Source organism: Mesorhizobium sp. M2D.F.Ca.ET.226.01.1.1 (genome assembly GCF_004022705.2).
Classification (GTDB): Bacteria; Pseudomonadota; Alphaproteobacteria; order Rhizobiales; family Rhizobiaceae; genus Mesorhizobium.
Genome location: NZ_RZOY02000019.1, coordinates 1 through 16,985 on the forward strand (window position 1 = coordinate 1; position 16,985 = coordinate 16,985).

Sequence of the window (16,985 nt, forward strand, 5' to 3'; positions counted from 1 at the left end):
ACCTGCAAGCTTCTGGCCCAAAAATGCTTCCGCCAGGCTCAACTGACCAGTCTGCTTCACCGCCATTGCGATTCCCTCCGAGCTTCCGTCTCAGAGAATCACAACCAGCCAATTACGCAACAGGCCCCAAGTGGGGGAGATGTCCGGCAGGACAGAGGGGGGCGCTGTCCCGCCAACATCTCCAAATAGCCTCGCCTACCGATCCACCCGCGTCGACAAGATAATCGACGACGAGGTCCGCTCCACGCCATCCATCGCCCCAATCCGGTCGAGCAGCGCGTCGAGATCGCGGATCGACGGCGCGTCGACGATGACGATCATGTCGAAGTTGCCGCTGACGGAATGCACGGTGCGCACCGGCGGCATCGCTGCGAGGCTGCGCACCACCTTGTCGGCGAGTTTCGGCGTCACCGTGAGCAGCACATGCGCCTTGACCAGCCCCTGCTCATAATCGGGCGACAGCCTGACCCCATAGCCGGCGATGATGCCGCGCTGTTCCAGCCGCTCGATGCGGCTCTGCACCGTGGTGCGCGACACGCCGAGCTGGCGCGCCAGTTCCGCAATCGAGGCGCGCGCATTGGCGCGCAGCAGGGTAAGCAGGGCTTGTTCGGCTTCAGTGATCATTTTGACGAAACCTTTCGGCAAATTGCTCAAAGTCATGCTTCACTTTGCCAGAATCCACGCTTCCTTTCGACAGGCAAGCTGCGAAAATTCTCACCACCGAATTGGCCTAATTGAAATTGCGGGGAATTGATCATGAAGAACATCGTTGTCGTCGGCGCCGGCAAGATCGGCTCGACCATCGCGGAAATGCTGAGCGCCACGGGCGACTATAGCGTCACACTGGTAGACCGTTCGGCCGCCCAGCTTGCCGCCGCCGAACTGCCGGCCGGCGTCGAGACGCAGGAGCTCGACATCGCCGCCACCGGCGAACTCGAGAAGGTGCTTGCCGGCAAGTTCGCCGTGCTCAGCGCCGCGCCCTTCCATCTCACCACCCGCATCGCCGAGGCGGCCGCCGCCACCGGCGTGCATTATCTCGACCTCACCGAGGACGTCGTCTCGACCCGCCGCGTCAAGGAGCTGGCGCGTGACGCCAAAACCGCCTTCATCCCCCAATGCGGGCTGGCGCCGGGCTTCATCTCGATCGTCGCCAACGATCTCGCCAGCCGCTTCGATACCCTGGAGAGCGTGCGCATGCGCGTCGGCGCGCTGCCGCAATATCCGTCCAACGCGCTGAACTACAATCTCACCTGGAGCACCGACGGCGTCATCAACGAATATTGCGAACCCTGCGAGGCGATCGTCGAGGGCGAGCTGATCGAGGTGCCGCCGCTGGAGGAGCGCGAGGAGTTCTCGCTCGACGGCGTCACCTATGAGGCCTTCAACACCTCCGGCGGCCTCGGCACCTTGGCCGAGACGCTGAAGGGCAAGGTGCGCACGCTGAACTACCGCACCATCCGCTATCCCGGCCATGCCGCGATCATGAAGGCGCTGCTGAATGACCTGGGGCTGCGCCACCGCCGCGACGTGCTAAAGGACATTTTTGAAAGCGCCCTGCCAGCAACCCTGCAGGACGTGGTCATCGTCTTCGTCACCGTCTCGGGCCGCCGCAACGGCCGCCTGCTGCAAGAAACCTATGCCAACAAGATCTATTCGCATCGCGTCGGCAACATCGTGCGCAGTGCCATCCAGATCACCACCGCCTCCGGCATCTGCGCCGTGCTCGACATGCTGGCCGACGGCTCGCTGCCGGCGGAAGGTTTCGTGCGCCAGGAAGACATTGCGCTGGACGCCTTCCTCGCCAACCGCTTCGGCCGCGCCTACGCCCAGCACGAGATGGTAAGCCGGCTGGCGAGCTGAGCGCCAGGCTCCCCCCTTCCCCCCTTGTGGGGGAAGGTGGCCGCGAAGCGGCCGGATGAGGGGTGATCCAGGGAAAGCCGACGTCTCACTCCGCTGGAACACCTCTCATCCGTCTCGGCGCTATCGCGCCGATCCACCTTCTCCCACAGGGGAGAAGGAAGAGGCGCTTCCCTAAATATGCAGCGCGTGGCCCAGTGCCTTTAGCGCCGCTTCCTGGAAACCTTCGCCCTGCGTCGGATGCGCATGGATCGTCCCCGCGATGTCCTCCAGCCGCGCGCCCATCTCCAGCGCCAGGCCGAAGGCCGCCGACAATTCCGACACGCCTTGCCCGACCGCCTGGATGCCCAGCACCAGATGATTGTCCGCGCGCGCCACGACCCGCACGAAACCGTCCTCGCCCTGTTTGGTCATCGCCCGGCCGTTGGCGGCGAAGGGAAACTGGCCGATCTTGATCTCGCCGGCGAGCGCTTTCGCCTCCTCCGGTGACAGGCCGGCGGTGACCAGCTCCGGATCGGTGAAGCAGATCGCCGGGATGGCACGCTTGTCCCAGCTTCTTTTATGGCCGGCGACGATCTCGGCCACCATCTCGCCCTGCGCCATGGCGCGATGCGCCAGCATCGGCTCGCCGGTTACGTCGCCGATGGCATAAATGCCGCGCATCGAGCTGCGGCACTGGTCGTCGATGCGGATGAATTTGCCCGCCCTGTCGAGGTCGATCTGCTCCAGTCCCCAGCCCTCGGTGAGCGGCTTGCGGCCGACCGTGACCAGGATCTTGTCGGCGGCGACCTTGGCGTTCTTGCCGTCGGCCGTCTCGACGAGGAGCGCATCGCCCTTGGTCGACAGGCCTTCGGCCTTGGCGCCAGTCATCACTTCGACACCAAGTTCGCCGAGCCGCTTCAGCACCGGCCTCGTCAGCTCGGCGTCGTATTGCGCCAGCACCCGCGGCAGGGCTTCGACCACCGTGACCTTGGCGCCCATCTTGGCGAACGCCATGCCGAGCTCGAGCCCGATATAACCGCCGCCGACGACCGCGAGCTTCTTCGGCACTTCGCCGAGGGCCAGCGCCTCGGTGGATGAGATCACCGGACCACCGAAGGGCAGGAACGGCAGCTCGACAGGCGCCGACCCGGTGGCGATCACGACGGTCTCGGCGCGGATGACCTGCGTCCCGATTTCGGTTTCGACCTCGACGGTCTTGCCGTCGCGGAACGTCGCCCAGCCATGCACGGTCTTCACCTTGGCCTTCTTGAGCAATCCGGCCACGCCGTTGTTCAGCCGGCTAACGATGCCGTCCTTCCAACTGACCGTCTTCGCCAGGTCGAGCGTCGGCGCGGCGACCTTGATGCCAAGCGGATCCCTGCCATCAGCCATATGCGCTATTTTCTCGAACTCCTCCGCCGCGTGGATCAGCGCCTTGGAGGGGATGCAGCCGACATTGAGGCAGGTGCCGCCCGGCCTACCCGCCTCGACGATCACCGTATCGACGCCGAGCTGGCCAGCGCGGATGGCGCAGACATAACCGCCCGGCCCGGCACCGATGACGAGCAGCTTGCAGGAGATTTCTTTCATGACGGCTGCTTCCTTTTGGCGGAGGTGGCGACGCGCCTTTTCCTTCTCCCCTTGTGGGAGAAGGTGGATCGGCGCGATAGCGCCGAGACGGATGAGGGGTGTTCCAGCGGAGTGAGACGTCGGCTTTCCCTGGAGGCCCCCTCATCCGGCCGCTTCGCGGCCACCTTCTCCCCAAGGGGAGAAGAGGACAGCGGAGGCGCCGGCGACCTCCTCTCCCCTCGGGGAGAGGTCGGATTGCCCCGAATTGCCCTTTGCAATTCGGCTGGCAATCCGGGTGAGGGGGTCTTTGCGACCATCGTCATCCCTCAATCCACAAAGATCAGCGCCGGCGTTTCCAGCAGCGCCCTGATGCGCTGGACAAAAACCGCGGCATCCCAGCCGTCGATGACGCGATGGTCGAAGCTGGACGACAGGTTCATCATCTTGCGCGGAATGAACTGCGTGCCGTCCCAGACCGGTCGCACCATGATCTTGTTGACGCCGACGATCGCCACTTCCGGATAGTTGATGACCGGCGTGGTCGCCACGCCGCCCATGGCGCCGAGCGAGGTGATGGTGATGGTCGAGCCGGACAGCTCCTCGCGGCTCGCCGTGCCGGCCTTGGCCGCATCGGCCAGCCGGTTGACTTCCGCAGCACTATCCCACAAGTCGCGCGCCTCGGCGTGCTTCACCACCGGCACCACCAGCCCGTTGGGCGTCTGCGCGGCGATGCCGATATGGATGCCTTCATGCTGGTGGATGACGCCGGCCTCGTCGTCGAACAAGGCGTTGAGGTTAGGCTGCTCGGCGATCGCCTTGACCATCGCCCGCATCAGGAAAGGCAGCAGCGTCAGCTTCGGGCGATCGCCCCGCTTCTCCTTGTTCAGCGTCGCGCGCAGTTCCTCCAACGCCGTGACGTCGATCTCCTCGACATAGGTGATGTGCGGGATGCGCGATTTTGCCAGCGACATCTTTTCGGCGATCTTGCGCCGCAGCCCCACGACCTTGATGTCCTCGACGCCATCCTTCTGGGCAAGCCCGATGGCGCGGGCCAGCTGCGGGCCCCGCGCCACGAACGCATCGAGGTCCTCATGGCTGATGCGCCCGGCCGGACCGCTGCCCAGAACCTGGCGCAGGTCGATGCCGGCCTCTTTCGCACGCAGACGAACGGCAGGCGACGCCAGCGGCTTTTCGCCTTCCGCGCGCGGCGCGCCAGAGATGGAGGCAGGGCGCATCGCCTTCGGTGCGGCGGCCGGCGAAACCTTAGCCGGCGCCTCGGCTGGCTTTGACGCGGGCTTCGGAGTGCTCGGCTGAGCTTCCGCTTTCGGCTCGGCCGACTTGGCGAGAGCCTCGGCTTTCGGCGCGCTGTCGCCACCGGTTTCCACCTTCACATTGCCTTCGCCGGCCACCTTCAGCCGCACAATCGGCGAGCCGATCGCCACCGTGTCGCCGATCTCGGCGCCGAGCCAAAGAATCTCGCCGTCGACCGGCGAGGGAATCTCGACGGTTGCCTTGTCGGTCATGACGGCGGCCAGCACCGTGTCCTCGCGCACGAGGTCGCCGACCTTGACATGCCACTCGACGAGCTCGGCCTCGGCGACGCCTTCGCCGACATCGGGAAGCTTGATGACGTGCTCGCCCATCTCAGGCCTCCCCCTAAGCTTCCAACGTTTCGATCAGGGCGCGCCCGACCCGCGCCGGGCCGGGGAAATAGTCCCATTCCTGCGCATGCGGATAGGGCGTGTCCCAGCCGGCGACGCGCGCGACCGGCGCTTCCAGATGATAGAAGCAATTCTCCTGCACCAGCGCGACCAGCTCGGCACCGAAGCCGGAGGTGAGCGTCGCCTCATGCACGACGACGCAGCGGCCGGTCTTCTTCACCGAGGCGACGATCGCGTCGAGGTCGAGCGGCAGCAGCGTTCTCAGGTCGATTACCTCGGCATCGATGCCAGTCTCCTCGGCCGCGGCCTGCGCGACATAGACCATTGTGCCATAGGCGAGCACCGTGACGGCCGAACCCTGCCGGCGGATTGCCGCCTTGCCGAGCGGGATCGTGTAGTGGCCGTCGGCGACCTCGCCGAGCTCATGCTTCGACCACGGCGTCACCGGCTTGTCGTGGTGGCCGTCGAACGGCCCGTTATAAAGCCGCTTCGGTTCGAGGAAGATCACTGGATCCGGATCCTCGATCGCTGCGATCAGCAACCCCTTGGCGTCGTGCGGATTGGAGGGCACGATCACCTTCAGGCCGGAGACATGGGTGAACAGCGCTTCCGGGCTCTGGCTGTGCGTCTGGCCGCCAAAGATACCGCCGCCGGTCGGCATGCGCACCACGATCGGGCAGGTGAAGTCGCCATTCGAACGGTAACGCAACCGCGCCGCCTCGGATACGATCTGGTCGTAGGCCGGATAAACGTAGTCGGCAAACTGCACCTCGACACAGGGCCGCAGCCCGTAGGCAGCCATGCCGATGGCTGAGCCGACGATGCCGGACTCGCTGATCGGCGCGTCGAAGCAGCGGCTCTTGCCGTATTTGGCCTGCAGGCCTTGCGTGGCGCGGAAAACGCCGCCGAAGAAGCCGACATCCTCGCCATAGACAATGACACGTTCGTCGCGTCCCATCGACACGTCCATGGCGTCACGGATCGCCTCGATCATGGTACGTCTGGGCATGGTCAGACCCCCGCCTGCTGGCGCTGGCGCCTGAGATGCGGCGGCATGTCTTCGTAGACCCCTTCGAACATGTCCCTGGTCGACGGCTTGCCGCCGGCATGCAGCGTGCCGTGACCTTCGGCCTCCTTCTGCGCCGCGATCACCGTCTCGAGGATCTCGGCTTCCGCCTGGGTGTGGCGATCCTCGGACCAGACGCCCTTGTGGATCAGATGGTTCTTCAGCCGGATGACCGGATCGCCGAGCGGCCAGGCATCCGATTCCGCCTTGGGACGGTAGGCCGACGGATCGTCGGACGTCGAATGCGCGCCGGCGCGGTAGGTGACATATTCGACCAGCGTCGGCCCGAGATTGGCGCGCGCACGATCGGCCGCCCATTTCGCCACCGCATGCACCGCAAGGTAATCATTGCCGTCGACGCGCAGCGAAGGAATGCCGAAGCCGAGGCCACGCGCGGCGAACGTGCCGGAACCGCCGCGTGCAATGCCCTGGAAGGTCGAGATCGCCCACTGGTTGTTGACGACGTTGAGCACGACAGGAGCCTTGTAGGTCGAGGCAAACACCAGCGCCGCATGAAAATCGGACTCCGCCGTCGAGCCGTCGCCGATCCAGGCGGCGGCAATCCGCGAATCGTTGGAGATCGCCGAGGCCATCGCCCAGCCGACCGCTTGGATATATTGCGTCGCCAGATTGCCGGAGATCGAGAAGAAGCCGTGCTCCTTCGAGGAATACATCACCGGCAGCTGCCGGCCCTTCAGCGGATCGGCCTCGTTGGAATAGATCTGGTTCATCATCGTGACCATCGGATAGCCGTCGGCGATCAGCAAACCTGCCTGTCGATAGGTCGGGAAATTCATGTCGCCCGGCTTGAGCGCCTTGCGGAAAGCGCAGCTCACTGCCTCTTCGCCGAGATGCTGCATGTAGAAGGAGGTCTTGCCCTGGCGCTGCGCCATCTGCATGCGCGCATCGAAGGTCCTGAGCCGCATCATATTGCGCAGGCCTTCGAGCAACTCCTCGTCGCTGAGCAGCCCGGCCCACGGCCCGACGGCCTCGCCGGCGCGGTTCAGCACCCGGATGATGGAGAAGGCCATGTCGCGGATGGTGCGCGGATCGACGTCGATCTCGGGACGCGGCACCGAGCCCGCCTTGGGAATGGTCACATTGGAGAAGTCGGGCGTGCCGCCGGGCCGCACCTCGGGCTCGGGCACATGAAAGCGCAACATTCCAGCATCGGCCATGAGCTCACATCCTCCAATGTTGCCGGTGCGATCTTTGCACATCCGCGCCGCCACACCAGTGCCAATTCGCCGAGTCTGGCCACGGCCTTCCTCCCCGCCGCCGGCCTCGACAAGCCGATGCGGCGCGCAGGCTCAAGATGCAGATATGGCGACGAAATTTCTTGTCGATGTTTTCGCGCCGCGCGCAATTTGGCGGAAGTTTGCGGGGCGGTTGCCGTCAGAAAAGGTAACTGGGATATGCGCGTCGGCCGAAGCAGCTAATCTCCCCCCTCGTGGGGGAGATGCCCGGCAGGGCAGAGGGGGGCGTGACAGAACGCCAACTCTCCGTGGTGATTGTCATCATAAGCGACAGGGTGGAAATAAGGAGCATAGTGGCGCGCAAACCCGTTCCGAAAGTCGACACGGTCAGCGCCAAGGATCAAACATCGATACGCTGGCGGGACAGCGCCCCCCTCTGTCCTGCCGGACATCTCCCCCACGAGGGGGGAGATCACGCTCTCTGCCCGCCGCTTCGCCGTTCACTCCGCCCCCGCTCCATGCTAACTCACGCGGCATGGCACAGAAGAAAGGATACGAGGTCGATTCGTGGCTGGCGCGGCCAGATCCCTCCATGGGAATCGTCCTGCTTTACGGTCCCGATCGCGGCCTTGTCGCGGAACGGGCGAAGACCTTCGCGGCAAAGACCGGCCTACCGCTCGACGACCCCTTCTCCGTGGTCAAGCTCGACGGCGCGGAGGTCGACCGCGATGAGGGCCGGCTGCTCGACGAGGCGCGCACGGTGCCGATGTTTTCCGACCGGCGGCTGCTCTGGGTGCGCAATGCCAGCGGCCAGAAGGCGCTGGCCGACGACATCAAGGCGCTGACCACCGAGCCCGCACGAGACGCGATCATCCTCATCGAGGCCGGTGACCTGAAGAAGGGCACCGGTCTCAGGGCCATCGTCGAGGCCGCAGGCAATGCCATCGCCTTGCCTTGCTACGCCGACGAGGCCCGCGATCTTGATACGGTGATCGATGACGAACTGCGCAAGGCCGGCATGTCGATGACGCTGGACGCCCGCCAGGCGCTGCGCCGCAACCTCGGTGGCGACCGGCTCGCCTCGCGCGGCGAAATCGAGAAGCTGGTGCTCTATGCGCACGGGCAGAAGGCAATCGACATCGACGACGTCAACGCGCTGTCGGGCGATGTCTCCGGCGCGTCCTTCGACGCCGCGGTCGACGCCATGCTGGAGGGCAAGGTCGGCGACTTCGACATTGCCTTCAACCGCCACTGCCAGTCCGGCGGCCAGCCCTTCCTGGTGCTGTCCTCGGCGATGCGGCAATTGCAGGCGATCCAGGTGATGCGCGGCCAGATGGAATCCGGCGGCCGCAATGCCGCCTCGGTTGTCGCCGGCGCCCGTCCGCCGGTCTTCTTCTCGCGTCGCAAGCTGGTGGAGAAGACGCTCGAGCGCTGGAATGTCGAGGCGCTCGGCCGCGCGCTGGGCCGGCTGCAGACGGCGGTGCTGCAAACCCGCAAGCGGCCGGACCTGTCGGAAGCGCTGGCACGGCAGGCGCTGCTGGGCATTGCGATCGAAAGCGCGCGGCTCGGGCAGCGCGGCTGATCTCGGAGATGTCGCCGAAGGCGACAGAGCATGAAGCGCCGACGCCTTCCCGGCCAAAAGCCGCTTCCCGTGCTCAATTCATGATCATCCCGTCCATCGGCATGATCGCGTCCATCGGCTGGAAGGTCGGCAACGCCTGCGGAAAGACCAGCACCGCCGCGCCGTAAAGGAGCAGGGCGACGCCCGATACCTTCGCGATCCGCTCGCCTGATGGGAAGGTCTTCTCCGCAAAGACCAGCAAGGTGACGACGGCCATCGCGGCGACATTCATGATCCCGAGCGGAAATAGCGCAAGGAACAAAAGCCAGCAGCAGCCGAGGCAAAAGAGCCCATGCTGCAGGCCCATGCACACCGCGCCCCATCGCCCATCGCGCCATGAGGTCAGGATGAAGCCGATCGGCGTGCGGCATTTGGCGAGGCACAGGTCTTTCAACGGCGAGAGTTGATAGGCGCCCGCCACCATCAGCAACGCGCCGCCGATGCGGGCGCCCGTCGCCGCGGACAATCCCACATGCGCGGCAAACATTTCCGCGCCCTCCGCGCCGGCAAAGGCAAGGACGCCCGTAGCTGTCCAAACCAGCATGTAGCCGGCTACGAACACCCAGGTCGACACAAAGGCCTGGCCGCGGCCTCGTTTGCCGCTCTGGACCTGGTGGAACGTCAGGATCATGGGCGCGGCCGTTGGAAACATCATGGCAATCATCATGATCAACCAGACGGCAAGAAACAGCGCCGCCGTCATGCCCATGGTGGGGGAGTAGATGCGCATGCCCGCGTCCATGCCGGTCTGCTGCCGGACAAGCAGAGCCCACGCCGCCGCTGCGGCGGCGATCAGCAGCGCCAGGACAATGTTTCGCTGCAGCGTCAGCATCGGCGAGCCCGTTCCGGCTATGCGCGGCGAGCCTCTAATGCTGGCCGGACCAATTGATTGGTGCGTAGTGCCCGTTGCGGCGGGAATTGTCCCAGCTCATGCCATGGTCGTTGAACGTGCTGCCCTCCACCCCCATCGCCAGGGCCAGCCAGTCGGGATTGACGGGATGGCCGGTGGCCATCGACATCTCACCGTCCTCACGCATTGTCGGCAGCGGTTCGACCGCCATGTGCATCACGCCGTCAATGTCCGTCGACCGCTTCTTGCCGTCGATCTGGTATTTGATCGGCACCTTCTTCGCGCCGAGATTGGTGCTGATCATCGGCGCGAAGGCAGCCATCGGGCCGCCAGCAGCGCCGGTGAAGATGGCGCCCAACGCTTCCGTTTGCCTGTCATCGGCCCGTTCGTCGATATAGGCGGCAGCCGTCCAATTGCCTTGCGCCATCGGACCCGGTGTGTGCGCGACCATCGCGACGTTGAGCCCATCCAATCGAACGTCGCCGTAATTGCCCTTGTCGATATGAAAGACCAAGGCCACATCGCAAACACCTTGCGTCGGCTTCGATGTCAGCTGCGCGTTGGTGGACACCAGGCAAGGACATACGACATCGCAATTGCAGTTTTCGAAGTAACTGCCAGACAATTGCCAACTGGTTGCCATTTTCACCTCCCGGCTCTGTCAGGCGGGTCGGCTCGGATCGCTTTGGCGAGGTGGTGCCGCTTAAATCGTGGAAGCGGCAAATGGCCCGACATCGCGACTGCTCGGCACGCCAGGGCATATAGTTTAGTTGTACCTAATGCAGGCTACGCCGATACCCGGCACTGTCAAGCGAAGCGCCTGCCTTGCTTGAGATCGAAGGCGCAAGGTTGGGCAGCGATAGGCGATTGGCCAATCTCCCCCCTCGTGGAGGACATGTCCGGTAGGACAGAGGCGGGCGCGAAGGAACGTCATCTCCATCGTCATTCTTGGGCAGAGCAAGGAGCGAAGCGACGCGCGCAGACCCTAGAATCGATGCCGTGACGCTATGGCGTTGCAGCGATTACAGAATTCCGCACCGTCGCGATCTAAGTTGAAGGTCACGGAATGGATCCTCGGGTCAAGTCCGAGGATGACGAAACGTCGGTTACGGCCAATAAACTGCTGTGAAGCCGGCGTTCCGTTGCGCCCCTCTCTGCCCTGCCGGGCATCTCCCGCACAAGGGGGAAGATTAGCCGTCACCGCCACCTTCGCCAACCATCGCCGTCAACAAAGGGGGCCAGCGTAACGCCAGCCTTTCTCGTTTATCACCGATATATCAGGCGTATCCAGCCTTAAGCTAAAACCTCAGATGCCGGCAAATACCGTTACAAGGCAGCCGCCTACCGCTCGTCCTTCAGCCGCCGGCAGAGTTCGTCGAGCTGGTCCAGCGTGCGGTAGTTGACCCGCAGCGTGCCGCCGCCCTTGCCCTTGTGCTCGATGCTGACGATCATGCCGATCGTGTCCGTCATCAGTTTTTCCAGCGCCAGCGTGTCCGGATCCTTCTCGGGTGCGCTTGCGGCCGACTTCGTCTTGGCCGGCGTCGGGCCGGCGGGCATTTGCGCCAGAGCCTCGGCCTGGCGCACCGAGAGCCCCTCCTTGACGATGCGCTTGGCGAGCCCGGCCGGGTCCTCCGCGGTGACCAGCGTGCGCGCATGTCCGGCCGACAGATCGCCGTCGACCAGCATCGAGTGGATGACGGGAGGCAGCTTCAACAGCCTCAGCGTGTTGGCGACATGGCTGCGGCTCTTGCCGATGACCTGACCGAGATCGGCCTGGGTGTAGCCATGCTCGTCGATGAGCTGCTGATAGCCTTGCGCCTCCTCGACCGGATTGAGGTCGGCGCGCTGCACGTTCTCGATGATCGCCAATTCAAGGGCAGTGCGATCGTTGACATCGCGCACAATCAGCGGGATTTCGGTGAGCCCTGCGCGCTGCGCCGCCCGCCAGCGCCGCTCGCCGGCGATGATCTCATAGCGGCCGGCCTGCGAAGGCGAGGGGCGCGCAACGACCGGCTGCACCACGCCATGCTCGCGGATCGATTGGGCAAGGTCGGTCAGCTCGGCATCGCCGAAATGCCGGCGCGGATTCCTTGGGTTCGGGCTGACGAATTCGATCGGAACCTTGCCGTCGGCCGCCACCGTTGCACTCGGCTTTTCCGGCGCCGCCGGACGGTCGATCTCGCCGATCAGCGCCGCGAGGCCACGGCCCAGTCTTTTTCTTGATTGGTCTTCGCTCATTATACTGTCCAGATCGTTTCGGAATCGAATCGGCTAATTAACTAAGGCTGACGGATTGCCTGTGGCTCAGGCGGCGCGCAGCTTGCGCTCGCGGCGGATCACCTCCGAAGCGAGCTGCAGATAGGCCTGGCTGCCCGAGCACTTCAGATCATAAAGGATCGCCGGCTTGCCGTAGGACGGCGCCTCGGACACGCGAACATTGCGCGGAATGATGGTCTCATAGACCTTGTCGCCCATATGGGTACGCACATCCTGCACCACCTGGTTGGCGAGGTTGTTGCGCCCGTCATACATGGTGAGCACGATGCCCTGGATGGTAAGATCCGGATTGATCGTATTGCGCACCTGCTCGACCGTCTCCAACAGCTGGCTGAGACCTTCGAGCGCGAAAAACTCGCATTGCAGCGGCACGAGAACGGAATCGGCCGCCGCCATTGAATTCAAAGTCAAAAGGTTGAGCGAGGGCGGGCAGTCGATCAGCACATAGCCGAACGGCGCCGAACGCTCGGCCGCGGCGCGCAGCGCGTTGCGCAGCTTGAGCACCCGATCCGGCGCCGAGGCGATCTCCATCTCGATGCCGAGCAGGTCGAGCGTGGAGGGAATGATCGACAGTCCAGGCACCGCGGTCGGCACCGCAGCGGCTTCCAGCTCGAGCTCACCGGTCAGCACGTCGTAGGACGAAGTGGTGCGGTCCTTGCGATCGATACCCAGCCCCGTGCTGGCATTGCCTTGCGGATCGAGATCGACAATCAGCACGCGCTCGCCGATCGCGGCCAGCGCCGTGGCCAGATTGATGGCCGTCGTCGTCTTGCCGACGCCGCCCTTCTGGTTGGCGACAGTGATGATACGCGGTGCTGTGCTCATGGGCCTGTGCCAGTAATTCATTTGCTTGTCGCCGGGCGCAATTCGGTGATTTCGAGGATGACGCCGTGGGGGTCGGTCATGCTCGAATGTTCTACCAGATCGAAGGCCCAGCGGTGAGTGCTTTCTTCCACTTCGACCCGGTAATCCCGGCCTTTGTGGAAAAGCGCCTGCGCCCCTTTGGTGAGCCAGGGTCCCGCCAGATCGAGCAAATCCGGCAGCGCGGCGAGCGCCCTGGCCGTGACGATTTCCGGTGTGGAAACAAGCGCATAGCTGTCGTCGATGCGCTTTGCCACAACGCGCGCCGGCAAGTCGAACTGACCGATCACAGATTGTAGGAACGACGCTTTTTTACGGTTGCTTTCGACCAGGTCGATCGACGCGCTGGGGCGCTCGCCAAGCAGGAAGCCGAGCACCAATCCGGGAAAACCGCCGCCCGAGCCGAGGTCGACCCAGCGTGTTGCGGACGGCGCGATTCGCACGAGCTGGGCGCTGTCCAGGATGTGGCGGCGCCAGACGTCATCCAGCGTCGATGGCGCAGCAAGATTGATGCTGCGGTTCCATTTCAGGAACAGCTGTTCGAAAGCCTGGAGGCGTTCGAATGTTTCACGTGAAACCGGACCTGCTGCTTTCTGCAGATCCGCCCAGGCATCCGCGCTCACGCAACGTCCCTTCGCGCGGCCAGCTCGGCGTTGCGGACATGCGCGACGATGATCGCCAGCGCCGCCGGCGTCATGCCTTCCATGCGCTGCGCGTCGGCGATCGAGCGCGGCTGGCGCAGTTTCATCTTCTGCTTCAGCTCGTTCGAAAGCCCGGGCACATCCGAGAAATCGATGACTTCCGGAATAAGTCGCGACTCCTCATGCCTGATCTGCGCGACGTCAGCCTGCTGGCGATTGAGATAGACGGAATATTTCGCTTCCGTTTCAAGCCGCTCCGCCGTCTTGGCGTCGAGTGCCGCAAAGCTCGGTTCGACGCGGGTGAGCCAAGCCATGTCGACACCCGGATGCGCCAGAAGCTCGTACGCCGAGCGGCGCACGCCATCCTTGTTGATCTCCAGTCCATGCCGCGCTGCTTCGTTCGGCGTCCAGGCGACCGACTTCGCCAAGCTACGCGCCTCGTCGAGCTTCCGCGCCATCCCGCTAAAGCGCTGCAGCCGCCCCGATGACGCGATGCCGAGCCTCTCAGCCAGCGGCGTCAGACGCTCATCGGCATTGTCGGCCCGCAGCGAAAGCCGGAACTCGGCCCGCGAGGTGAACATACGATAAGGCTCTGCAATCCCGCGGCTGGTCAGGTCGTCAACCATCACGCCGATATAGGCCTCGGTGCGGCTGAGCACGACATCGTCACCGCCTGCCGCCTTGCGCGCGGCATTGATGCCGGCGAGCAGGCCCTGGGCGCCGGCCTCTTCATAGCCAGTGGTGCCGTTGATCTGCCCGGCCAGGAACAGGCCGGCGACACGCTTCGTCTCCAGCGTCGTCTTCAGCTCGCGCGGATCGACATGGTCATATTCGATGGCATAACCCGGCTGCAGCATCGTCGCCTTTTCCAAGCCGGGAATGGTCTTCAGGATCTCGAGCTGCACGTCCTCGGGCAGCGAGGTCGAAATCCCGTTCGGATAGACGGTGTCATCGTCAAGCCCTTCCGGCTCGAGGAAGATTTGATGGCCTTCGCGGTCGCCGAACTTGACGATCTTGTCTTCGATCGACGGGCAGTAACGCGGCCCGACACCTTCGATGGAGCCGGAATACATGGCGGAGCGGCCGAGATTGGCGCGGATCAGGTCATGCGTCGCCGGCATGGTTCGCGTGATTCCGCAATGGATTTGCGGATTGGCGATGCGGTCCGTCATCAACGAGAACGGCACCGGATCCTCGTCCGCGGCCTGGCTCTCCAGCGACGCCCAGTCGATGGTTCGGCCATCGAGGCGAGGGGGCGTTCCGGTCTTCAGGCGCCCGAGCTTGAAGCCCGCGCGCGCCATTGTCGCCGCCAGGCCCATGCTCGCCTGCTCGTTCATGCGGCCGGCGACGATCTTCTTTTCGCCGATATGGATCAGCCCGCGCAGAAAGGTGCCGGTGGTTAGCACGACGGCACCGCAGGCCAGCCGCCGATCACCCGAGACCAGCACCGCAGCCACGCGGCCGTCTTCGATTTCGAGATCGAGAACCTCGCCTTCCACGACATCGAGATTGTTCTGTTGCCGAATCGCTTCTTGCATGGCGAGCCGATAGAGCTTGCGGTCGGCCTGGGTGCGGGGACCACGCACCGCGGGCCCCTTGCGACGATTGAGCAAACGGAACTGGATGCCGGCCGCGTCGGCGATACGCCCCATCAATCCGTCCATGGCGTCGATCTCGCGTACGAGATGGCCCTTGCCGAGCCCACCGATGGCCGGATTGCAGGACATGACGCCGATCGTGTCGAAGCGCAGTGTCACCAGCGCCGTCCTGGCGCCGGCGCGCGCGGCAGCACTCGCCGCCTCGCATCCAGCATGGCCGCCGCCCACCACCACCACATCATAGTGATCGGTCATTTTCCAAGAATCCGCTTTCAGAGATCGCCCGACACATGTCCCCGCGACACGTCTCTGTCAAGGACGAAGGCCGTTTCACGTGAAACATAAATCTGGGCGGTCCATCGGATGTTTCACGTGAATCATTGGGGAGCAGCGACCGCCCCTCGTGTTTCACGTGAATCACTTACCAATACAGAACTGCGAAAAGATGACGTCGAGCAAGTCCTCGACGTCGACCGCACCGATGATCCGGCCAAGACGGTCGGAAGCCAGCCGCAACTCCTCGGCGCGCAATTCCTGGCCTTGCCCCGACAGCGCCGCCATCAGCAAATCTCGCGTCTCGTTGAGAAGCTCCACGTGACGCAGTCGCGACGGCAGGACATCACCTGCACCGTCGACAGCCGCGGCAGCACGAATTCCGATTTCGTCGAGAAGACGCCCGAGCCCCGTGCCATCCTTGGTAGAGATCACCAAATCGTACCCGCCGCCCGCGCCGGCACGAGCAATGTCGGACTTCGTACCGATCCTGAGCAGAGGAACCCCGCCTGGGATATCACCCGCTGGAACCGGCGCGGCCATGTCCTCCAGCAGCAGCACCAGGTCCGTCGCGCCAGCCCTGGCGCGCGCCCGCTCGATGCCGATCGACTCGACCTTGCCCGCGGCGTCACGCAGGCCGGCGGTATCGACGATGCGCACCTTCAAACCGTTCAGATCCATGGCGACCTCGAGCAGGTCGCGGGTCGTGCCCGGCTCGTCGGTGACGATCGCAGCCTCGCGCCGCGCCAAAGCGTTGAACAGGCTGGACTTGCCGGCATTCGGCGCGCCGAGGATGACAACCTCGAAACCGTCGCGGATAATCTCCGCCGCCTTGAACCCTTCAATGTGCCGCCCGACGTCATCGATCATCGCCGTCACGTCGGACCAGACCGCATCCGAAACGGAACCCGGGACCTCCTCCTCGTCCGCGAAGTCGATCTCCGCTTCGATCATGGCCCGGGCATGGATCAGCCGGCGACGCCAGCTCGAATAGAGCTCGCTCTGCGCGCCTTCCGCATTGCTGAGCGCAAAGCGGCGCTGCGCCTCAGTCTCGGCATTCACCAGATCGGCCAGCGCCTCGGTCTCGACCAGATCCAGCCTGCCGTTGAGAAAGGCGCGCTTGGTGAACTCCCCAGGCTCGGCGTGCCTGACGCCTTCGATGCCGGTGATTGTCTCCAGCATCTTGGCCGCGACCGCGCGGCTGCCATGGACCTGAAATTCCGCGACGTCCTCACCAGTGAAGCTGCCGGGACCTGGAAAGAACAGCACGAGCCCATGGTCGATCGTCGAGCCATCGGCCGCCTTGAGCGTCCGCAACGTGGTAAACCGAGCCTTAATTGGCCCAGCGATCGTTTCGACCACGAATCGAGTCTTCGGGCCTGAAATCCGGATAACCGCGATGCCGGCGGGCAGGCGGCCGCTCGACAGCGCTACGATCGAATCCTTCGAAGCCATTGGCGAAACCATTTGCCGGACCTGCCGAACCGCCTAGATTAAAAGATAGAGCATGTCGAAACCGCCACACCTGTTTCG

General features: G+C 64.3%; 14 protein-coding genes. 2 read left to right on the forward strand and 12 right to left on the reverse strand.

Translation table 11 applies throughout. The features are described from left to right. Positions 1-195: 195 nt before the first annotated feature. Positions 196-624, reverse strand: a complete 429-nt coding sequence (locus tag EN869_RS30615) for an Lrp/AsnC family transcriptional regulator (protein ID WP_127230333.1) — start codon at positions 622-624, stop codon at positions 196-198. Between the two features lie 132 nt (positions 625-756). Here EN869_RS30615 and EN869_RS30620 point away from each other — a divergent pair, with 132 nt between their 5' ends. Then, the gene (locus EN869_RS30620; RefSeq protein WP_127230334.1) at positions 757-1,860 is read left to right on the forward strand and encodes a saccharopine dehydrogenase family protein; all 1,104 of its coding nucleotides are present in this window, start codon (positions 757-759) and stop codon (positions 1,858-1,860) included. Between the two features lie 171 nt (positions 1,861-2,031). On the opposite strand, the gene lpdA is transcribed toward EN869_RS30620, so the two are convergent. The 4 genes from lpdA to EN869_RS30640 form a co-directional block, all read right to left on the reverse strand. Next, positions 2,032-3,429, reverse strand: coding sequence for a dihydrolipoyl dehydrogenase (lpdA, locus tag EN869_RS30625; protein ID WP_127230335.1), 1,398 nt, complete (start codon positions 3,427-3,429; stop codon positions 2,032-2,034). 305 nt (positions 3,430-3,734) lie between these two features. Further along, a complete protein-coding gene (locus tag EN869_RS30630; RefSeq protein ID WP_127230336.1) occupies positions 3,735-5,051 on the reverse strand; it encodes a dihydrolipoamide acetyltransferase family protein in 1,317 nt (438 codons plus the stop codon). Between the two features lie 13 nt (positions 5,052-5,064). Next, positions 5,065-6,078, reverse strand: a complete 1,014-nt coding sequence (locus tag EN869_RS30635) for an alpha-ketoacid dehydrogenase subunit beta (RefSeq protein ID WP_127230337.1) — start codon at positions 6,076-6,078, stop codon at positions 5,065-5,067. A 2-nt stretch (positions 6,079-6,080) separates the two neighbouring features. Continuing rightward, complete coding sequence (locus EN869_RS30640; protein ID WP_127230338.1) at positions 6,081-7,313, reverse strand: 3-methyl-2-oxobutanoate dehydrogenase (2-methylpropanoyl-transferring) subunit alpha; 1,233 nt, start codon at positions 7,311-7,313, stop codon at positions 6,081-6,083. A 553-nt stretch (positions 7,314-7,866) separates the two neighbouring features. Here EN869_RS30640 and holA point away from each other — a divergent pair. Then, complete coding sequence (gene holA / locus EN869_RS30645; protein WP_127230339.1) at positions 7,867-8,913, forward strand: DNA polymerase III subunit delta; 1,047 nt, start codon at positions 7,867-7,869, stop codon at positions 8,911-8,913. A gap of 73 nt (positions 8,914-8,986) precedes the next feature. Here holA and EN869_RS30650 read toward each other — a convergent pair whose 3' ends face one another. From EN869_RS30650 to mnmE, 7 genes are all read right to left on the reverse strand, one after another. Beyond that, positions 8,987-9,784, reverse strand: coding sequence for a DUF2182 domain-containing protein (locus EN869_RS30650; protein WP_127230340.1), 798 nt, complete (start codon positions 9,782-9,784; stop codon positions 8,987-8,989). Between the two features lie 34 nt (positions 9,785-9,818). Further along, positions 9,819-10,445: a DUF1326 domain-containing protein gene (locus tag EN869_RS30655; protein ID WP_127230341.1), complete on the reverse strand. Its 627-nt coding sequence runs from the start codon at positions 10,443-10,445 to the stop codon at positions 9,819-9,821. 698 nt (positions 10,446-11,143) lie between these two features. Beyond that, positions 11,144-12,040: a ParB/RepB/Spo0J family partition protein gene (locus EN869_RS30660; RefSeq protein ID WP_127230342.1), complete on the reverse strand. Its 897-nt coding sequence runs from the start codon at positions 12,038-12,040 to the stop codon at positions 11,144-11,146. Positions 12,041-12,106: 66 nt separating this feature from the next. Beyond that, on the reverse strand, positions 12,107-12,904 hold the full coding sequence (locus tag EN869_RS30665; RefSeq protein ID WP_112098354.1) for a ParA family protein: 798 nt from the start codon (positions 12,902-12,904) through the stop codon (positions 12,107-12,109). 17 nt (positions 12,905-12,921) lie between these two features. Next, positions 12,922-13,563: a 16S rRNA (guanine(527)-N(7))-methyltransferase RsmG gene (gene rsmG / locus EN869_RS30670; protein WP_127230343.1), complete on the reverse strand. Its 642-nt coding sequence runs from the start codon at positions 13,561-13,563 to the stop codon at positions 12,922-12,924. Then, positions 13,560-15,434 (reverse strand): tRNA uridine-5-carboxymethylaminomethyl(34) synthesis enzyme MnmG, encoded by a 1,875-nt coding sequence (gene mnmG / locus EN869_RS30675; protein WP_127230344.1) that lies wholly within the window; start codon positions 15,432-15,434, stop codon positions 13,560-13,562. The genes rsmG and mnmG overlap by 4 nt, the downstream gene beginning before the upstream one ends. A gap of 162 nt (positions 15,435-15,596) precedes the next feature. Then, entirely contained in the window at positions 15,597-16,907 is a 1,311-nt protein-coding gene (gene mnmE, locus EN869_RS30680; RefSeq protein WP_127230345.1) for a tRNA uridine-5-carboxymethylaminomethyl(34) synthesis GTPase MnmE, read from the reverse strand. Positions 16,908-16,985: the final 78 nt, after the last annotated feature.

Excerpts from the sequence above, each read along its gene's own strand:
- EN869_RS30615 (WP_127230333.1), bottom strand. The coding sequence starts at position 624 with ATGATCACTGAAGCCGAACAAGCCCTGCTTACCCTGCTGCGCGCCAAT.
- EN869_RS30620 (WP_127230334.1), top strand. The coding sequence starts at position 757 with ATGAAGAACATCGTTGTCGTCGGCGCCGGCAAGATCGGCTCGACCATC.
- lpdA (WP_127230335.1), bottom strand. The coding sequence starts at position 3,429 with ATGAAAGAAATCTCCTGCAAGCTGCTCGTCATCGGTGCCGGGCCGGGC.
- EN869_RS30630 (WP_127230336.1), bottom strand. The coding sequence starts at position 5,051 with ATGGGCGAGCACGTCATCAAGCTTCCCGATGTCGGCGAAGGCGTCGCC.
- EN869_RS30635 (WP_127230337.1), bottom strand. The coding sequence starts at position 6,078 with ATGCCCAGACGTACCATGATCGAGGCGATCCGTGACGCCATGGACGTG.
- EN869_RS30640 (WP_127230338.1), bottom strand. The coding sequence starts at position 7,313 with ATGGCCGATGCTGGAATGTTGCGCTTTCATGTGCCCGAGCCCGAGGTG.
- holA (WP_127230339.1), top strand. The coding sequence starts at position 7,867 with ATGGCACAGAAGAAAGGATACGAGGTCGATTCGTGGCTGGCGCGGCCA.
- EN869_RS30650 (WP_127230340.1), bottom strand. The coding sequence starts at position 9,784 with ATGCTGACGCTGCAGCGAAACATTGTCCTGGCGCTGCTGATCGCCGCC.
- EN869_RS30655 (WP_127230341.1), bottom strand. The coding sequence starts at position 10,445 with ATGGCAACCAGTTGGCAATTGTCTGGCAGTTACTTCGAAAACTGCAAT.
- EN869_RS30660 (WP_127230342.1), bottom strand. The coding sequence starts at position 12,040 with ATGAGCGAAGACCAATCAAGAAAAAGACTGGGCCGTGGCCTCGCGGCG.
- EN869_RS30665 (WP_112098354.1), bottom strand. The coding sequence starts at position 12,904 with ATGAGCACAGCACCGCGTATCATCACTGTCGCCAACCAGAAGGGCGGC.
- mnmG (WP_127230344.1), bottom strand. The coding sequence starts at position 15,434 with ATGACCGATCACTATGATGTGGTGGTGGTGGGCGGCGGCCATGCTGGA.
- mnmE (WP_127230345.1), bottom strand. The coding sequence starts at position 16,907 with ATGGCTTCGAAGGATTCGATCGTAGCGCTGTCGAGCGGCCGCCTGCCC.